The sequence below is a fragment of the Gemmobacter sp. genome, assembly GCF_046292685.1.
In the GTDB taxonomy this organism is placed as follows: domain Bacteria; phylum Pseudomonadota; class Alphaproteobacteria; order Rhodobacterales; family Rhodobacteraceae; genus Wagnerdoeblera.
Map to the genome: position 1 here is coordinate 5,330 of NZ_JBKBQM010000053.1, position 14,947 is coordinate 20,276.

At 67.8% G+C, this 14,947-nt stretch carries 14 protein-coding genes and 1 pseudogene; 5 read left to right on the forward strand and 10 right to left on the reverse strand.

The features are described from left to right. Window positions 1-176: 176 nt before the first annotated feature. Entirely contained in the window at window positions 177-947 is a 771-nt protein-coding gene (radC, locus tag ACK4S2_RS13055) for a RadC family protein (RefSeq protein WP_409625099.1), read from the forward strand. A gap of 22 nt (window positions 948-969) precedes the next feature. Here the strand turns inward: radC and ACK4S2_RS13060 are convergent, their stop codons facing one another. The 3 genes from ACK4S2_RS13060 to secA all read right to left on the reverse strand — a co-directional run bounded on the left by ACK4S2_RS13060 (window position 970) and on the right by secA (window position 6,184). After that, window positions 970-2,442: a hypothetical protein gene (locus tag ACK4S2_RS13060; protein ID WP_409625101.1), complete on the reverse strand. Its 1,473-nt coding sequence runs from the start codon at window positions 2,440-2,442 to the stop codon at window positions 970-972. Between the two features lie 18 nt (window positions 2,443-2,460). Beyond that, a complete protein-coding gene (locus tag ACK4S2_RS13065) occupies window positions 2,461-3,399 on the reverse strand; it encodes a hypothetical protein (protein ID WP_409625104.1) in 939 nt (312 codons plus the stop codon). Window positions 3,400-3,487: 88 nt separating this feature from the next. Next, window positions 3,488-6,184 (reverse strand): preprotein translocase subunit SecA, encoded by a 2,697-nt coding sequence (gene secA / locus ACK4S2_RS13070; RefSeq protein ID WP_409625136.1) that lies wholly within the window; start codon window positions 6,182-6,184, stop codon window positions 3,488-3,490. 193 nt (window positions 6,185-6,377) lie between these two features. On the opposite strand from secA, the gene ACK4S2_RS13075 reads away from it, so the two are divergent. From ACK4S2_RS13075 to ACK4S2_RS13085, 3 genes are all read left to right on the forward strand, one after another. Then, complete coding sequence (locus tag ACK4S2_RS13075; protein ID WP_409625107.1) at window positions 6,378-7,217, forward strand: peptidylprolyl isomerase; 840 nt, start codon at window positions 6,378-6,380, stop codon at window positions 7,215-7,217. 9 nt (window positions 7,218-7,226) lie between these two features. Next, window positions 7,227-8,621 (forward strand): bifunctional glutamate N-acetyltransferase/amino-acid acetyltransferase ArgJ, encoded by a 1,395-nt coding sequence (argJ, locus tag ACK4S2_RS13080; RefSeq protein WP_409625110.1) that lies wholly within the window; start codon window positions 7,227-7,229, stop codon window positions 8,619-8,621. Window positions 8,622-8,713: 92 nt separating this feature from the next. After that, window positions 8,714-9,112 (forward strand): (deoxy)nucleoside triphosphate pyrophosphohydrolase, encoded by a 399-nt coding sequence (locus ACK4S2_RS13085; RefSeq protein ID WP_409625113.1) that lies wholly within the window; start codon window positions 8,714-8,716, stop codon window positions 9,110-9,112. 6 nt (window positions 9,113-9,118) lie between these two features. Here ACK4S2_RS13085 and ACK4S2_RS13090 read toward each other — a convergent pair whose 3' ends face one another. The 6 genes from ACK4S2_RS13090 to ACK4S2_RS13115 all read right to left on the reverse strand — a co-directional run bounded on the left by ACK4S2_RS13090 (window position 9,119) and on the right by ACK4S2_RS13115 (window position 12,999). Next, window positions 9,119-9,583: a PTS sugar transporter subunit IIA gene (locus ACK4S2_RS13090; protein WP_409625116.1), complete on the reverse strand. Its 465-nt coding sequence runs from the start codon at window positions 9,581-9,583 to the stop codon at window positions 9,119-9,121. Between the two features lie 53 nt (window positions 9,584-9,636). After that, window positions 9,637-10,215 (reverse strand): ribosome hibernation-promoting factor, HPF/YfiA family, encoded by a 579-nt coding sequence (hpf, locus tag ACK4S2_RS13095; protein ID WP_409625119.1) that lies wholly within the window; start codon window positions 10,213-10,215, stop codon window positions 9,637-9,639. A gap of 237 nt (window positions 10,216-10,452) precedes the next feature. After that, complete coding sequence (lptB, locus tag ACK4S2_RS13100) at window positions 10,453-11,235, reverse strand: LPS export ABC transporter ATP-binding protein (protein WP_409625122.1); 783 nt, start codon at window positions 11,233-11,235, stop codon at window positions 10,453-10,455. Beyond that, complete coding sequence (gene lptA, locus ACK4S2_RS13105) at window positions 11,235-11,738, reverse strand: lipopolysaccharide transport periplasmic protein LptA (protein ID WP_409625124.1); 504 nt, start codon at window positions 11,736-11,738, stop codon at window positions 11,235-11,237. Before lptA ends, lptB begins: the two co-directional genes overlap by 1 nt. A 24-nt stretch (window positions 11,739-11,762) precedes the next feature. Beyond that, window positions 11,763-12,362 (reverse strand): LPS export ABC transporter periplasmic protein LptC, encoded by a 600-nt coding sequence (gene lptC / locus ACK4S2_RS13110; protein ID WP_409625127.1) that lies wholly within the window; start codon window positions 12,360-12,362, stop codon window positions 11,763-11,765. 22 nt (window positions 12,363-12,384) lie between these two features. Further along, complete coding sequence (locus ACK4S2_RS13115) at window positions 12,385-12,999, reverse strand: ribonuclease D (RefSeq protein WP_409625130.1); 615 nt, start codon at window positions 12,997-12,999, stop codon at window positions 12,385-12,387. A gap of 344 nt (window positions 13,000-13,343) precedes the next feature. On the opposite strand from ACK4S2_RS13115, the pseudogene ACK4S2_RS13120 reads away from it, so the two are divergent. Further along, window positions 13,344-13,658 (forward strand): annotated as a pseudogene (locus ACK4S2_RS13120) (transposase); the annotation flags it as partial. 952 nt (window positions 13,659-14,610) lie between these two features. On the opposite strand, the gene ACK4S2_RS13125 reads toward ACK4S2_RS13120, so the two are convergent. Further along, on the reverse strand, window positions 14,611-14,947 hold a 337-nt coding region (locus ACK4S2_RS13125; protein WP_409625133.1), incomplete at its 5' end, for a transposase.

Consider the following 14,947-nt stretch of genomic DNA (forward strand, 5'->3'; position numbering starts at 1 on the left):
CTCCCCCTTAAAGCCCGGGCCCCCCCCCCCCCCGCGCGGGGGGGGGGGGGGGCCCCCCCCCCCCCCACCCCCCGCGAGGGAGGGCGACGCGCCCTCCCTCGACCCACCCGACGGACGCACGCCCCCGGCGGTTGCGATTAACCGGCTGTTTACCGATTTCCGGGAAACTGCCGGACATGACCCGTCAATTCGCCGAATCCCCCCTGCCACTCTTCGAACCCGCTGGCGACGCGGCAGAGGCCGAGGGCGTGCCCCTAGCCCCTGGTGCCCGGCTGCCCAGTTACATCAAGGATCACAGGGCACGGCTGCGGGCGCGGTTCATGGCGGGTGGCGCGGGGCCTTTGCCGGATTACGAACTGCTGGAACTGGTGCTGTTCCGCGCCATTCCGCGGCAGGACGTCAAGCCGCTGGCACACCGATTGCTCAAGGTGTTCCATGATTTCAACGGTGTGATTTCGGCGCCGCCGGCCCGGCTGGAAACCGTGGAAGGTGTCGGCGAGGCCGTCATCTGCGAACTGAAGGTGGTGGAGGCTGCCGCGACCCGCTTGGCGCGGGCCAGGGTGCTGAACCGCCATGTGCTGTCAGGATGGAATGCCTTGCTGGACTATTGCCACACCACGATGGCGCATCGCAGCACCGAGCAGTTCCGCGTGCTGTATCTCGACCGCAAGAACGTGCTGATCGCCGACGAGGAACAGGCGCGCGGGACGGTGGATCATGTGCCGGTTTACCCGCGCGAGGTGGTGAAGCGCGCGCTGGAGCTGGATGCCAGCGCCTTGATCCTGGTGCATAACCATCCGTCGGGCGACCCGACGCCATCCGAAGCCGACATCGGCATGACCCTGCGCATCCGCGAGGCTTGCGAGGCGCTGGGGCTGACGCTGCACGACCACATCATCGTCGGCCGCTCGCGCGAGACCAGCTTTCGTGCGCAAGGTTACCTGTGAGAAGCCACCGATGGGGCGCGCCCTAGCGGAGCGGCCGAAGCCACACCTCGACCCGCCGGTTCAACCGCCGGCCCTCGGCGGTATCGTCGCAGGCCACGGGAAAGCTGCGACCAAGCGAGAGGGCGGTGACCCGGGCCTCGGGCGGCAGATCGGGCGCCGCGGCCAGCAGCGCAGAACGAACCGCCGCGGCTTCGGCCAGTGCCTCGCCGTCGGATTGTCGGGCGTGGGCGAAACCGACCAGCAGCAGCTCCTTGCCGGCGGTTGCGCCGGTGGCCAGATGTGCGGCAAGCTGTTCGAGTGCGGCGCGCGACGCGGCATCGAGGCTGCGGGTGCGCGGATCGAGGCGAAAGGTGATGGCCGCCTGTTCTGCCTCGGACAGCGCGCGCACCCCCTCGCGCAGATTGGCCTGTGCCGCGGGGTTCGAGGCGGCAAGCACGGCATTTGCCAGGCGCCGGCCCTGGTCGGCCCAAGGCCGGAGGCGTTCGAGCGCGGGCGTCGGCAGCCCGGCCTCGGCCAGGATGCGGCGGGCTGAGGGGCCGGTGGCCCATTCGGCAAAATCGCGGACAAGGGCAGGGGGGCGGGCGGAACTCGGCATCCAGTGCACCGGCAAGGTCAGCGGGTGTTCGCCCGTGGCGGCGGCGAATTCGGACAGATCGGCGGCAAGACCGCAGGATGTCGCAAGATTGCGTTCGACCAGGCCCGCCGGCAGCGGGGTGGGCAGCAACGCCAGCCCCCAGGGGTCGCGGCGCAGCGTTTCAGCCAGACGCAGGGGATCGGGCGCGGTCAGGACCGGGCCCCGCGCGGCGCCAAGCGCAGCCGTGCCGGCCCGGTCGAGCGTGGACCCCGGCGGCAGGCTGTGCCAGACCAGCGGCGTGGTGGCGGCGCCGGTTGCCGCCCAGGTCGGGGCCGCATCGCGCCGTGCCGCCAGCACTGCCTCGACCGTCAGGGTGCCGGTCGGGGCTTCGGGCGCGCTGGCCAGCGTCAGCGGCAGGCGGGCGAACAGGGCACCGGCGCTGCGTCCTGGTGCCGGAACGGCAAGCGCGGCGTCGGCGCCGCCTGCGGCCAGCGGTGGCTCTGGCGCCCCCGACAGCGGCAGAATGCGCATGCGCAGAATGGTGCGCCCTTCGGCGGCAAACTCCAGCGTTTCGGGATCGGGGGTGGTCAGGCTCAGCCCTTCGGCCCGGGCAAAGCCTTGTGCCAGCGTCAGCAGCAGCCGGTCGGCCAGCCAGGGTTCCACCGCGACGCGCCATTCCGGGGCAAAGCGCAACAGGTCGGGGCAGCCGGGGCCGGCACAGTCGACCGACTCCGCGTCCACCGTGAGCCGCCCCCAGGCTGTATCGATGCGGTAGACCACGCCGTCATAGGCCACCAGCCGGCCCGAAACCGAAAGACCGCCGCCGCGTGCGGTCAGTGTGGCGTCCTGCGCCGCGGCCGGCCCGGGCGAAAAGGTGAAAAGCGCAGCGGTCAGGGCCGCTGCGCGCAACAGGCAGGTCATGTCGGGTCCGGTCGGGTTTCAGTTCGCGGCGAGTGTCTCTGGCGCGACCGGATTTTGCAACACCACGTATTCGCCGATCGCCGAACAATCCGGCATGGCGATGGTCAGGTCGCGCACTTGCAGCCGGCCGCCGGTCAGTTGCAGCGTCTCGCCCAGGATTTCTCGGCCGCAGGTGGCTTCGGTCACGGAGGCCTCGACCTCGAGCCTGACACGCCCGGCCGGCGCGTGTTCGCCCGCAGGCCAGGTGAACACCTCGGCCAGCAACGGCCGGTCGGCCGCCGGGTCTCCGACCCGGGTCAGGAAGCCCCCTTGTTCGGACGCAACCCCGGGGGCCGCTGCCGACACATGCCCGGCGTCGCCTGCGATGCGGCTGTCGTAGGCGTGCAGCTGGAAGGCATCGTCTGCCATCCACTGCACGGCGAAGCGGTCGAATTGCGCCAGGTCAGGCACCTCGACCGTCTGGCTTGTGCGGGTGCCATCGGCAAAGGCGATCGACAGTTCGGCCGGGCTGTGCAAGGCCGGGATGCTGGCCACCAGCGTGCCGGCCGCCGAGGTGCGGGCCGTGACGACAAGCCCGCCGTGCCGGATCAGCACGCGTTGGTCCGGGCGGCAGGGGGCCAGCAGCCCGACGTCGAGCATGGCGCCCGGCCGGGCGATCAGCGCCATGTCGGCATCGCAGCTTTCGGGCGCGGCGCGCTCGACCGGCGGTTCTGCCGGGGGCGGCACGGGGTCGGTGGCGGGGGCCGCAACCTGAACGACCGGGACGGGTTCGGCCGGCGCGGCAGGGAGCGAGACAGGGGTGGTTTCGGCGAGGGTGCCGGCCGACAAGGCAGGCAGGGCAACCGCGCTGGCCACCCTTTGCGCCGGCGGTGCCGCCTGTTGCGATTGCATGACAAAGCCGGTGCCGGCTGCCACCGCCAGTATCGCGCTGACCCGAAGGATTCGTTTCCTGTCCATCTGCCTTGCCCCTTGTGCCTGTGGCTGAAAGGCATGCTGCCGCCGGAAAGCGGCGGCAGCATGGCGCGGTTATGGAAACAATCGGTCGTCAGGCCAGCTTGCCGTGGCAATGCTTGAACTTTTCGCCCGACCCGCAAGGGCAGGGGTCGTTGCGGCCGGGGTTGCCCCAGGTGGAGGGATCCTCGGCATTGAAGCCCGCCGCCGCGGCCGGCGCAGCAGAGGCGGCCGCGGCGGCGGCCTGGGCGCCGGCCAGCATCTGTTGCTGTGCGATCATCTGACGCATCATTTCTGCGCGCTCTTCCTCGCTCAGCGGGCGGATGCGCGACAGCTGCTGTGTCACGTCCAGCCGCAGACCGTTCAGCATCGATTCGAACAGTGCAAAGCTTTCGGTCTTGTATTCGTTCAGCGGGTCGCGCTGGGCATAGCCGCGGAAGCCCACGACCGAACGCAGCTGCTCCAGCCGCAACAGGTGCTCGCGCCATTTCGCGTCGATGGCCTGCAGCAGGATCTGCTTTTCGATGTCGCGCATGGTGGCGGCACCGAAGGCTGCGGTCTTTTCGGCCATCATCCGGTCCGACGCTTCGAAGATCCGTTCGCGGATGCTGTCCTGATCCACGCCTTCCTCGGCGGCCCAGTCGGCAATCGGCAGCTCGAGCGACAGACGCTCGCGCAAGGCGGCGATCAGCCCTTCGGTGTTCCACTGGTCGGCATAGGTTTTCGGCGGCAGGAACTGGTCGACCAGGTCGTCGATCACCTGATGGCGCATGTCCTGCACGGTTTCCGAAAGGTCGTCGGCCCGCATGATGTCCAGCCGCTGGCCGAAGATCGCCTTGCGCTGGTCGTTCATCACGTCGTCGAACTTCAGCAGCTGCTTGCGGATGTCGAAGTTGCGCGCCTCGACCTTGGCTTGCGCCTTTTCCAGGCTCTTGTTCACCCAAGGGTGGATGATCGCCTCGCCTTCCTTCATGCCCAGGGTGGACAACATCTTGTCCAGCCGTTCCGACCCGAAGATGCGCATCAGGTCGTCCTCGAGGCTGAGGTAGAAGGCTGACCGCCCCGGGTCGCCCTGCCGGCCCGAGCGGCCGCGCAACTGGTTGTCGATCCGGCGGCTTTCGTGGCGTTCGGTGGCCAGAACGAACAACCCGCCGGCCGCCTTCACCGCGGCCTCGTCGGCAGCATGGGCGGCCTCGACCTCGGCGCGGATTTCGTCGGGGTGGCGGTCGGGGTTGGCGGCGATGGCCTCCATCACCTTGAATTCCACGTTGCCGCCCAGCTTGATGTCGGTGCCCCGCCCGGCCATGTTGGTGGCGATGGTCACGGCCCCCAGCTTGCCGGCATCGGCGACAATCTTGGCTTCCTGCTCGTGCTGGCGCGCGTTCAGCACGTTGTGCGGCACGCCGGCGGCAGTCAGAAGGCCCGACAGCATTTCCGATTTCTCGATGCTGGTCGTTCCGACAAGGATTGGCTGCCCCTTGGCGTGCGCGGCCTTGATTTCCTTGACGATGGCCTCGTATTTCTCGCGCGCGGTGCGATACACGGCATCGTGTTCGTCCTTGCGGGCAACGGGGCGGTTCGTCGGCACCTCGACCACACCTAGCCTGTAGATTTCGGCGAATTCCTCGGCCTCGGTGGCGGCGGTGCCGGTCATGCCGGCAAGCTTCTCGTAAAGACGGAAATAATTCTGGAAGGTTACCGAAGCCAGCGTCACGTTTTCCGGCTGGATCTGGACGCCTTCCTTGGCCTCGATCGCCTGGTGCAGCCCTTCGGAAAGCCGGCGCCCGCGCATCATCCGCCCGGTGAATTCGTCGATCAGCATCACCTCGCCGTCGCGCACGATATACTGCTGATCGCGGTGGAACAGCTTGTGCGCGCGCAGGGCCTGGGTCGCGTGGTGAACGATGGTGGTGGATTCGGGGTCATAAAGCGACTGGCCTTCGGGCAGGATGCCGGCCTGATGCAGCGCCTGCTCGATGAACTCGTTGCCTTCCTCGGTGAAGGTCACCTGGCGCTGCTTTTCGTCAAGCTTGTAGTGTTCCGGCAGGATGCCCGCCATCAGCCGGTCCACGGCGACATAAAGTTCGCTGCGGTCCTGGCTGGGCCCCGAGATGATCAGCGGCGTGCGCGCCTCGTCGATCAGGATGCTGTCCACCTCGTCCACAATGGCAAAGTAGTGGCCCCGCTGGGCCATATCCTCCAGCCGCGCCTTCATGTTGTCGCGCAGATAGTCAAAGCCCAGCTCGTTGTTGGTGGCATAGGTGATGTCGCAGGCATAGGCCGCGCGCTTTTCCTCGTCGGGCTGCCAGGGGTAGACCACGCCGCAGGTCATTCCCAACGCGGCATAGACCTTGCCCATCCAGGCGGCATCGCGCTTGGCCAGATAGTCGTTGACCGTCACCACATGCACGCCCTTGCCCGTCAAGGCGTTGAGATAGGCCGGAAAGGTTGCGACCAGGGTCTTGCCCTCGCCGGTCTTCATCTCGGCGATATTGCCCTGATGCAGGAAGATGCCGCCCTTCAGCTGCACATCGAAGGCGCGCAACCCGAGCGCACGCCGCGCCGCCTCGCGGCAGTTCGCAAAGGCTTCGGGCAGCACATCGTCCAGCGACTCGCCTGCGGCCACCCGCGCCTTGAGCGCAGCGGTGCGTTCCTTCAGCCCTTCGTCCGACAGGGCCTGGAATTCCGGTTCCAAGGCGTTGATCCGTGCAATCAGCGGGCGAACCGACTTGACCTTGCGGTCGTTCGGCGTGCCAAAGATCTTGCGCGCCAGTGTTCCGAAGCCCAGCATGTTCCAACGTCCCTGCATGAACGGCGCCGCCGTTCGTGATGCCATCATCTGCGCGGTCGGGCTTGCCCCTGTTCCCCGGCTTGCCTAGAACACGCTCAGGTGCAGGCGGCCCCGCCTTGCGACCCTCGCGATGTAAGGGGCCACCTGCAAGGTGTCAACGCCGCCACGCTGCGCGGCTTGCGGGAGACGGGATATGGCAAGACGATCGGGCGCGCTGGCGCTGGTGCTGTGCGGGGCGGTCTGGGCGATGCCCGCGATGGCGCAGGATGCCGCCACGGTGGTGGCCACCGTCAACGGTACCGAGATCACGCTGGGCCACCTTGCCGTGCTGCGCAGCCAGCTGCCCGAACAGTATCAGCAATTGCCCGATGACGTGCTGTTCCGCGGCATTCTCGACCAGGTCATCCAGCAGACCGCCCTGTCGCAGGCCGCCGAGGGCCTCGTGACCCGGCGCGACGAACTGGCCCTGGAAAACGACCGGCGCGCCTATCTGGCAGGCCTCGTGCTGCAGGATGCGGTGAAATCCGCGATCACCGAGGAGGCGCTGCAGGCCGCCTATGATGCCCGATTCAAGGATGCGGCACCCGGCACCGAATACAATGCCGCGCATATTCTTGTCGCCACCGAGGACGAGGCCAAGGCGATCCGCGAAAAGCTCGATGCCGGCGCCGATTTCGCCGAGCTCGCGCGGCAGCATTCGACCGACGGCGCCGCCCCCGGCGGCGGCGCCCTGGGCTGGTTCGGGGCCGGGCAGATGGTCAAGCCGTTCGAGGATGCGGTCATGGCGCTGCAACCCGGCCAGATCGGCGGCCCCGTCCAGACCCAGTTCGGCTGGCACCTGGTCAAGCTGAACGAAACCCGCATCGCCGAGGCGCCCAAGCTCGAGGACGTGCGCGGCGAACTGATCTCGGAACTCGAACAGGCCACCATCGACGCCCGCATCAAGGCCGCCACCGAGGGCGCCACCGTCACCCGCAATGACGCGGGGATCGATCCGGCCTTGCTCAAATCCCCCACGCTGTTCGGCAACTGAGAGGCGATCATGGGCGACAAGGACTGGAAGGCCAAGGTCAAGGAACTGCGCAAGAAGCTTGCCAAGCTGAAAAAGCGTGCGGCGGCCGCCGCCGAACAGGCCGCCGCCAACGTGGCCCCGGCGGTTCAGGCGGCCACCGAAACCGTCGCGGCCCGCGTCAAGGCCCCGAACCCGGTTTCGCCGCTGGCCCCGGCCGCCTTCCCCGACCTGCCGGTGATCGACGGGGTGGACTTCGCCGCCGCGGCGGCGGGGGTGCGCTACAAGGGCCGCACCGACGTGATGCTGGTGCGGCTGGCGCCCGGCACGGCGGTCGCGGGCGCCTTCACCCGCTCCTCCACCCGCGCGGCCTGCGTGCTCGACTGTCAGGCGAAGCTGTCGGCCAAGGCCAGTGAAGAAGGCGCCGCGATCCTCGTGAACTCGGGCAATGCCAATGCCTTCACCGGCGCCGCAGGCCAGGCCAGCGTCGATGCGCTGACGGCCGCGGTGGGCGAACGGCTCGGCCTGCCCGCATCGCGGGTCTTCACCTCCTCCACCGGCGTGATCGGCGAACCCCTGCCGCACGACCGTATCGCCGCCGCCCTCGATGGCCTCGTGGCCTCCTTGCGCCCCGACGCCATTGCCGAGGCGGCCCGCGCCATCATGACCACCGATACCTTCCCCAAAGGCGCCTGCGCCGAAGTGCAAGGCGAAGGCGGCACCATCCGCATCGCCGGTATTGCCAAGGGGTCGGGCATGATCGCCCCCGACATGGCGACCATGCTGGTCTACATCTTCACCGACGCCACGATCGCGCCCGCGCTGCTGCAAAAGCTGGTCAGCCGCCAGGTGGACGATACTTTCAACTGCATCACCGTCGACAGCGACACCTCCACCTCCGACGCGCTGATCGTTGCCGCCACGGGGCGCAGCACCGCCGCCCCGATCAAGGATCTGCGCGGCAAGGTCGCCCGCGACTTCGAGGCCGCGCTGCGCGGCGTGATGATGGACCTGGCGCATCAGGTGGTGAAAGATGGCGAAGGCGCCACGAAATTCGTGGAGATCCGCGTCACCGGCGCGGCCGACGCCGTCGATGCCCACAAGGTGGCAATGTCCATCGCCAATTCGCCGCTGGTCAAGACCGCCATCGCCGGCGAAGACGCGAACTGGGGCCGCATCGTCGCCGCCGTCGGCAAATCCGGCGCCCGGGCCGACCGCGACCGCCTCTCGATCCGCTTCGGCGACATCACCGTGGCCGAAAACGGCTGGCGCGCGCCCAGCTACTCCGAAGCAGACACCTCTGCCTACATGAAGCGGCAAGAACTCGTCATCGGGGTGGACCTCGGCCTCGGCACCGCCGCGCGCACGGTCTGGACCTGCGACCTCACGCACCGCTACATCGACATCAACGCCGACTATCGGTCCTGATAACGGTTCGCAGGCATTTTCTGTCCACAAATATCCCGCGGGGGTCCGGGGGCGCGAAGCCCCCGGTCCGCCTGCACAGCCAGGACCGCGCCATGAAACTCGTGCTCGTTGCTGCCGTTGCCCTGATCGATGCCGACGGCCGTGTGCTGCTGGCACAGCGCCCAGAAGGCAAGTCGATGGCGGGTCTGTGGGAGTTTCCCGGCGGCAAGGTCGAACCGGGCGAGACGCCCGAGGCCGCCTTGATCCGCGAGTTGCATGAGGAACTGGGAATCGACACCTGGTCCTCCTGCCTTGCCCCGCTCACCTTCGCCAGCCACGGCTACGAAAGCTTTCACCTGCTGATGCCGCTGTTCGCCTGCCGCCGCTGGCAAGGCATTCCGCGCCCGCGCGAAGGCCAGACCCTGAAATGGGTGCGGCCCGATGCCTTGCGCGATCATCCGATGCCGCCGGCGGATATCCCGCTCATTCCCATTCTGCGCGACTGGCTGTAGCGCCGGTCAGGCCGCCGCTTGCGGCCGGGCCTCGGTCAGGATGGCGTGCAGGGTTGCGGCCTGGGCATTCGCGCGCAGCTTCTGGCACACGCTGGCATCGCGCATCGTGCGCGAGATCAGCGCCAGCGCCTTGAGGTGCTCGACTCCGCTGTCCTTCGGGGCGAACAGCGTGAAGATCAGGTCGACCGGCTGGCGGTCGACGCTGTCGAAGTCCATCGCGCGCTCCAGCCGGACGAAAACGCCGACGATGCGGTCCAGGCCTTCGAGCCGCGCATGGGGCAAGGCGATGCCATTCCCCACGCCGGTCGGGCCCAGGCTTTCGCGTTCTTGCAGGCCGTCCACGGCCACTGCTGCGTTGAGGCCATAGACCGCCGCCGCCACATCGCCGAGTTCGTGGAACAGGCGCTTCTTGCTGGTCATGTGCCCCAGAACGCGCACCGCTTCGGGCTTCAGGATTTTCGCGATGTCCATGTTGATCCGGTTCAGGGCAGGGGGCGCGCCCCTCAAGGCACGCCCGACCGCCGTCACTTGCTGTTGCGCGGGTCGATCCAGCCGATGTTGCCGTCGTCTCGCCGATAGATCACGTTTACCCCGCCATGGCCTTCGTTGCGGAACACCAGCATTTTCTGACCCGACAGTTCCATCTGCAAGACCGCCTCGCCGACGGAAACCTCGGGCACCCGGGTTTCCATTTCCGCAATGACGATAGGCGCCAGATCCGCCGTTTCCGATTCCTCGGGTTCTTCGGTTGCGGCGAGGATATACGCGGCACCTTCGCCGAATTCAACCGGGCGTGAATGGCGGTCGTGATGGTGGTCGCGCAACCGCCGCTTGTGGCGGCGCATCTGCTTGTCCAGGCGCTCGCGGCAGCTTTCGAAGGCGGCATAGATCTCGCCGGCGTGACCCTTGGCGGTGGCGGTCAACCCGGTCGAAAGGTGGATCGTGGCTTCGCACACCATTTCGTGGCCATTGCGGGAAAACACGACAACGGCTTCGGTCGGACGTTGGGCATACTTTTCCACCGTCTCGCCGAGTTCGGCCTTCACGTGGGTTTGCAAGGCCTCGCCGATGTCGATTTGCTTGCCGCTGATCTGATACCGCATGGTCTCTCCTTCGCGCGGGTGAGGCCGGGCGGGTCCGCCGGATGCGGGGGCCTCGGTCCTCGGGTCTTCGGGAAAGCGGGCCAGCCTGCCCGGGGGCCGTTCCGCGCATCTGCGCGGCGGGGTCCGGAACGGCGGCCAGGGCTGGTGTGTATCGCACGCATCACGGGTATTTGGCGCCACGATGACAGGTCTTGTCAACACACCTGTAGTTCAGGCCGCGCGGCGCCGCGAAGCCGATCAGGAAACCCGGAAACTCTGGCCCAGATAGACGCGGCGGACGTTCTCGTCGCGCACGACCTCGTCCGCGGTGCCCGACATCAGCACCTTGCCGTCGTGCAGGATATAGGCGCGGTCCACGATCTCCAGCGTTTCGCGGACATTGTGGTCGGTGATCAGCACGCCGATGCCCCGGTCCTTCAGATCGTGCACGAGGTGGCGGATATCGCTGACCGAAATCGGGTCGACCCCGGCAAAGGGTTCGTCCAGCAGCACGTATTTCGGGTTGGCAGCCAGGCAGCGTGCAATTTCCACCCTGCGCCGTTCGCCCCCCGACAGCGATAGCGCGGACGCGTGGCGCAAGTGGGTGATGGAAAATTCGGACAGCAATTCCTCCAGCCGCTCGCGGCGGTGGTGTCGGTCGGGTTCGGCGATTTCCAGCACCGCCATGATGTTGCCCTCGACCGAGAGGCCGCGGAAGATGCTGACCTCCTGCGGCAGATAGCCCAGCCCCAGCCGCGCCCGACGATACATCGGCAAGGCCGTGACATCGCGCCCGTCCAGCATCACCGTGCCGCCTTCGGGCGCGATCAGCCCGGCGATGGCGTAAAAGCAGGTGGTCTTGCCCGACCCGTTCGGCCCCAGCAGGGCCACCACCTCGCCGCGCCCGAGTTGCAGGTTCACATCGCGCAGCACAGGGCGGCGCTTGTAGCTTTTGCGCAGCCCGGTCACGCGCAGCCCGGCGCCGCCTTGCGCGACCGTCAGGTCCGGGCGGGCCGGCGCGGGCGGGGCATCGGCGACCATCAGTTGCCGCTCTTGCCGCCGGGCTGGAACACGGTGCGCACCCGCCCCTGCATCTGGCCGGTGCCGGCGCGCAGGTCGGCCACCAGCCTTTCGCCGGCGATGGTGGCCTGGCCTTGCGTCAGCAGCACCGCACCGTTCATTTCCAGTGCGGCAGAAGCCACCTCATAGGTGGCCTCGCGGCTTTCCGCCGCTTCGGCCGCCGTGGCCAGCGTCACGCCGCCGGTGGCGTTCAGCCGGCGGATGCCCTGGCCGGCATCGCCGTATTCCACCACGACCCGCGGCGCCGACAGGCGCATCGTCCCTTGCACGACCAGCACGTTGCCTTCGAAAACTGCCTTGCCGCTGGCCTGATCCACGGTCAGGCTATCCGCCGTCACCTCGACCGGGGCAGACGGATCCTGCCGCAACCCGCCGAAGCCGACCGCCATGCCTTGTGCCGCGGCCAGCCCGGCGGACAGCAAAAGGGCGCCAAATGTCAGCAAGGGGCGGGCAACACGGGGCATGGAATGCGCTTTCGGCCAGTCGGTTCAGGGTTGGTATAGCAGCTTGACGCCGCCGTTGAAAACCAGAACCTCCTGCCCCGGCGCCTCTCCGCGCGTCAGCGTGAAGCCGCCGGCAGCGATGCGCCCCTGCGGCCCCAGCGCGCTGACGGCACCCGGGCTTTCCAGCCGGCTGCGGTCGAGGTTGGCCACCAGTTCTTCGCTTTCCAGCCGGTAGCCGGAGGGCGTGTCCAGCCGCACCGCGCCGCGCAGCACCAGCGTGCGGGCCGCTGGGTCGACATGGGCTTCGGCCGCGACCACATGGCTTTCGGCACCATCGGGCGAAATCAGCCGCAGCACGGGTTCCACCGCCCGGGCGCCGGTGTTGCCCGAGCCTTCGGGGTGGGCGGTGCGCGCGGTAAAGATCACCTCGTCGCCTTCGCGCGTCACCCCGCTGTAGGTGGGGGCGGTCAGCCGCGGGTCGCGCAGCATGTCCTCGATATCGACCTGGGCATAGGGCAGGGCAGCATCGGGGTCTCGGGTGCGCGACAGCAGGAACAGCGTGGACAGCACCGCCAGCGCCGCCAGCGGCAGCAGCACCTTCAGCGCCCCCACAAGCCGAGAATGCGCATTGTCCGCCAAGGCCATGCCGCCTGTCCCCCCGATCCGGTCAGTGCCGGTAGATGTCGGTCTCGTCGCCCCAGCCCATCAGGTCGAGCTGCGCGCGCACCGGCAAAAAGTCGAACAGTTTTTGCGCCAGTTCCAGCCGGCCTTCGCGGATCAGCCGGGCCTCCAGTTCGGTCTTGAGCCGGTGCAGATACAGCACGTCCGAGGCGGCGTATTCCTTTTGCGCGTCCGAGAACGTCTCGGACCCCCAGTCCGAGGTCTGCTGCTGCTTGGAAATGTCTATGCCCACCAGATCGGCGAGCAGGTATTTCAACCCGTGCCGGTCGGTGTAGGTGCGCACCAGCTTGGACGCGATCTTGGTGCACCAGACAGGGGCCGTGACGACCCCGAACGCCTGTTGCAACATCGCAATGTCGAAGCGGCCGAAGTGGAACAGTTTCAGCACGCCCGGATCGGTCAGCAGCCGTTCCAGGTTGGGTGCGCGGGTCTGGCCGCGGGCAATCTGAACCAGATGCGCATGGCCATCGCCCGACGAAAGTTGCACGAGGCACAGCCGGTCGCGGCGCGGGTCGAGCCCCATGGTTTCCGTGTCGATCGCCACCACCGGGCCAAGGTTCAGCCCGTCGGGCAGGTCGGATGCGTGAAGATATACGGCCAAGGCATGCTCCGCTGCTGTGCCTGTCCGGCATAGACGCCGCTCTGCCAAGGGTCAACGGTGATGGGCCTGCGCTGGTGCCAACTGTTCGTGCATGCGCTGCCGGCTGGCCGGCGCTGCGCAAGTCCGCGGCACCTGTCGGTGCGCGGACAAAAAAGACCGCCGGACATGCGGTCGCACCGCCCGAGTCGTTGCCCGGCGCGCGCGCCGCTAGGCTTCGGGTCTCGGTGGCCGCGCTGGCGCTGCCGGGGGCAGCACTGGCGCAGGATATCATCCGCATCGGGATTCCGGTGGGCTCCGTTGCACAAATCCCGTGAGGGATTTATCTCGTGAGTCCAGCATGGTAGCTGTGCGTCACGTATAGAGCGGCATCGTCTGTCTGCAAGACCACGAACTGGCCCGCCTACAAAGACGTGCTCAAGCGCCGCGGCTCGCTGGCGATGTGTTTCGATCCCGGCATGAACTGCGAAGCCGCACCAACCGGCAAGCGCGGGCGGCAGCCCGACTACAGCGATGCCGCCATTCAGACCTGTCTGACAATGAAGGTGCTGTTCGGGATGGCGCTTCGACAAACGACCGGGTTCGTCGAGAGCCTGTTGCGCCTGATCGGCCTCGACTGGGCCGCGCCAGACTTCGGCACGTTGTCGAACAGTCAGAAGACCTCAAGGTGAACATTCCCTCGGCGGCAAAGACCGGCAGGTTCAGCCCGGGATCGGACTTGTCGAGCGATGCCAGGATGCGTTCGCCGCAGTCCGAAGCCTCGGCCGCGGCCAGGGTCTGCACCGTCAGCGCCTCCGGCCCCTTGACGAACAGGCTGCGCACCATCTTGACTACGGTGGCATCGCCCGGGTTCGGCCCCGCGAGGTCATAGCGGAAATCCAGCGCCTGCAAGGCAGGTTGCACGACCGCCACATCGCCCGCCAGCGGGACCGTCGCCCTTTGGCCAGCCGGGTGAACCGGCGCCATCACCGCCATGTCCACACAAGCGGCGCCGGCTGCGCGCACACGGGCGGCGTTGCGAGCCTTGCAGACAGCGGTCACCGCGTTGATGTCGCATAGCACATGCGGGTGCACCCGGCCACCATGGGCGGTTTCCAGCGCCGTTGCCGACGACCCGGCGGTGACGGCGGAAAACACGACCTCTGCCCCCGAAATCGCCTCCACAGCCGAAGCCTTCAGCGTCACGTCAAGCCGGGCTGCGGCGGCCCGCAGGCCCTGCGCCTGATCGCCATGGATCAGGATATCGTGAGCGGTGATCCGAAGCTGCGCGACGGGGCGCAACGATGCCACAATGGCGCGCGCTGCCTCGCCAAAGCCGACGCAGGCGATGTGCCGCATGTTTCCCCGCAGACGCCACTGCCACGCCTGGCGTGGGACCGCTCGTTGCCCCTGAAAGAGCCTGGGGCAGGGGCCGTGCCAGAGCCAATGAAATTGCGCCCGCTCATATAGGTTTTCGTCACAGGGAAAACGTCGGATGCCGGGCCGACGGACCCGGACCTAGCAGGCTGCTGAAGAAGTCCACGAGGCGGAACAGTTTTCCCTCTGTTTGGGCGGCAGCGGTGAGCGTCGTGCTGGTCGAGGCGAGGTATGGGTGCCCGATGCCACCCCTCGTCGTCATGCGGCCAGCAGCCGGGGCAGTCGGGCGAGGTTGTTGGCGGCCATCGTCAGGATGAAGCGGGACCGCACCTTCTCGAGGCCGCGATAGACGGTCTGGGCCATGCCGCCGACGGTCTTGGCCCAGCCGAAAGCCTCTTCGATCCGTTTGCGGTGCTTGATCGACAGGGCGTATCCCTCGTGCCGTGTGGTTCTGGCGTCGATCGCTGAATGGCGCGATTTCTGCGCGACATGCGGGGTGACACAGGCCTGCCGCAGGTCGGCGACGAACCCGGCCACGTCGAACCCCTTGTCGGCCCCGAGCGTCAAACGTCGGGTCGACCCGGGGGAATGGCGG

What these genes read in the sequence shown, in the direction of transcription:
- radC (WP_409625099.1), top strand. Translation starts at nt 177, where the DNA reads ATGACCCGTCAATTCGCCGAATCCCCCCTGCCACTCTTCGAACCCGCT.
- ACK4S2_RS13060 (WP_409625101.1), bottom strand. Translation starts at nt 2,442, where the DNA reads ATGACCTGCCTGTTGCGCGCAGCGGCCCTGACCGCTGCGCTTTTCACC.
- ACK4S2_RS13065 (WP_409625104.1), bottom strand. Translation starts at nt 3,399, where the DNA reads ATGGACAGGAAACGAATCCTTCGGGTCAGCGCGATACTGGCGGTGGCA.
- secA (WP_409625136.1), bottom strand. Translation starts at nt 6,184, where the DNA reads ATGCTGGGCTTCGGAACACTGGCGCGCAAGATCTTTGGCACGCCGAAC.
- ACK4S2_RS13075 (WP_409625107.1), top strand. Translation starts at nt 6,378, where the DNA reads ATGGCAAGACGATCGGGCGCGCTGGCGCTGGTGCTGTGCGGGGCGGTC.
- argJ (WP_409625110.1), top strand. Translation starts at nt 7,227, where the DNA reads ATGGGCGACAAGGACTGGAAGGCCAAGGTCAAGGAACTGCGCAAGAAG.
- ACK4S2_RS13085 (WP_409625113.1), top strand. Translation starts at nt 8,714, where the DNA reads ATGAAACTCGTGCTCGTTGCTGCCGTTGCCCTGATCGATGCCGACGGC.
- ACK4S2_RS13090 (WP_409625116.1), bottom strand. Translation starts at nt 9,583, where the DNA reads ATGGACATCGCGAAAATCCTGAAGCCCGAAGCGGTGCGCGTTCTGGGG.
- hpf (WP_409625119.1), bottom strand. Translation starts at nt 10,215, where the DNA reads ATGCGGTATCAGATCAGCGGCAAGCAAATCGACATCGGCGAGGCCTTG.
- lptB (WP_409625122.1), bottom strand. Translation starts at nt 11,235, where the DNA reads ATGGTCGCCGATGCCCCGCCCGCGCCGGCCCGCCCGGACCTGACGGTC.
- lptA (WP_409625124.1), bottom strand. Translation starts at nt 11,738, where the DNA reads ATGCCCCGTGTTGCCCGCCCCTTGCTGACATTTGGCGCCCTTTTGCTG.
- lptC (WP_409625127.1), bottom strand. Translation starts at nt 12,362, where the DNA reads ATGGCCTTGGCGGACAATGCGCATTCTCGGCTTGTGGGGGCGCTGAAG.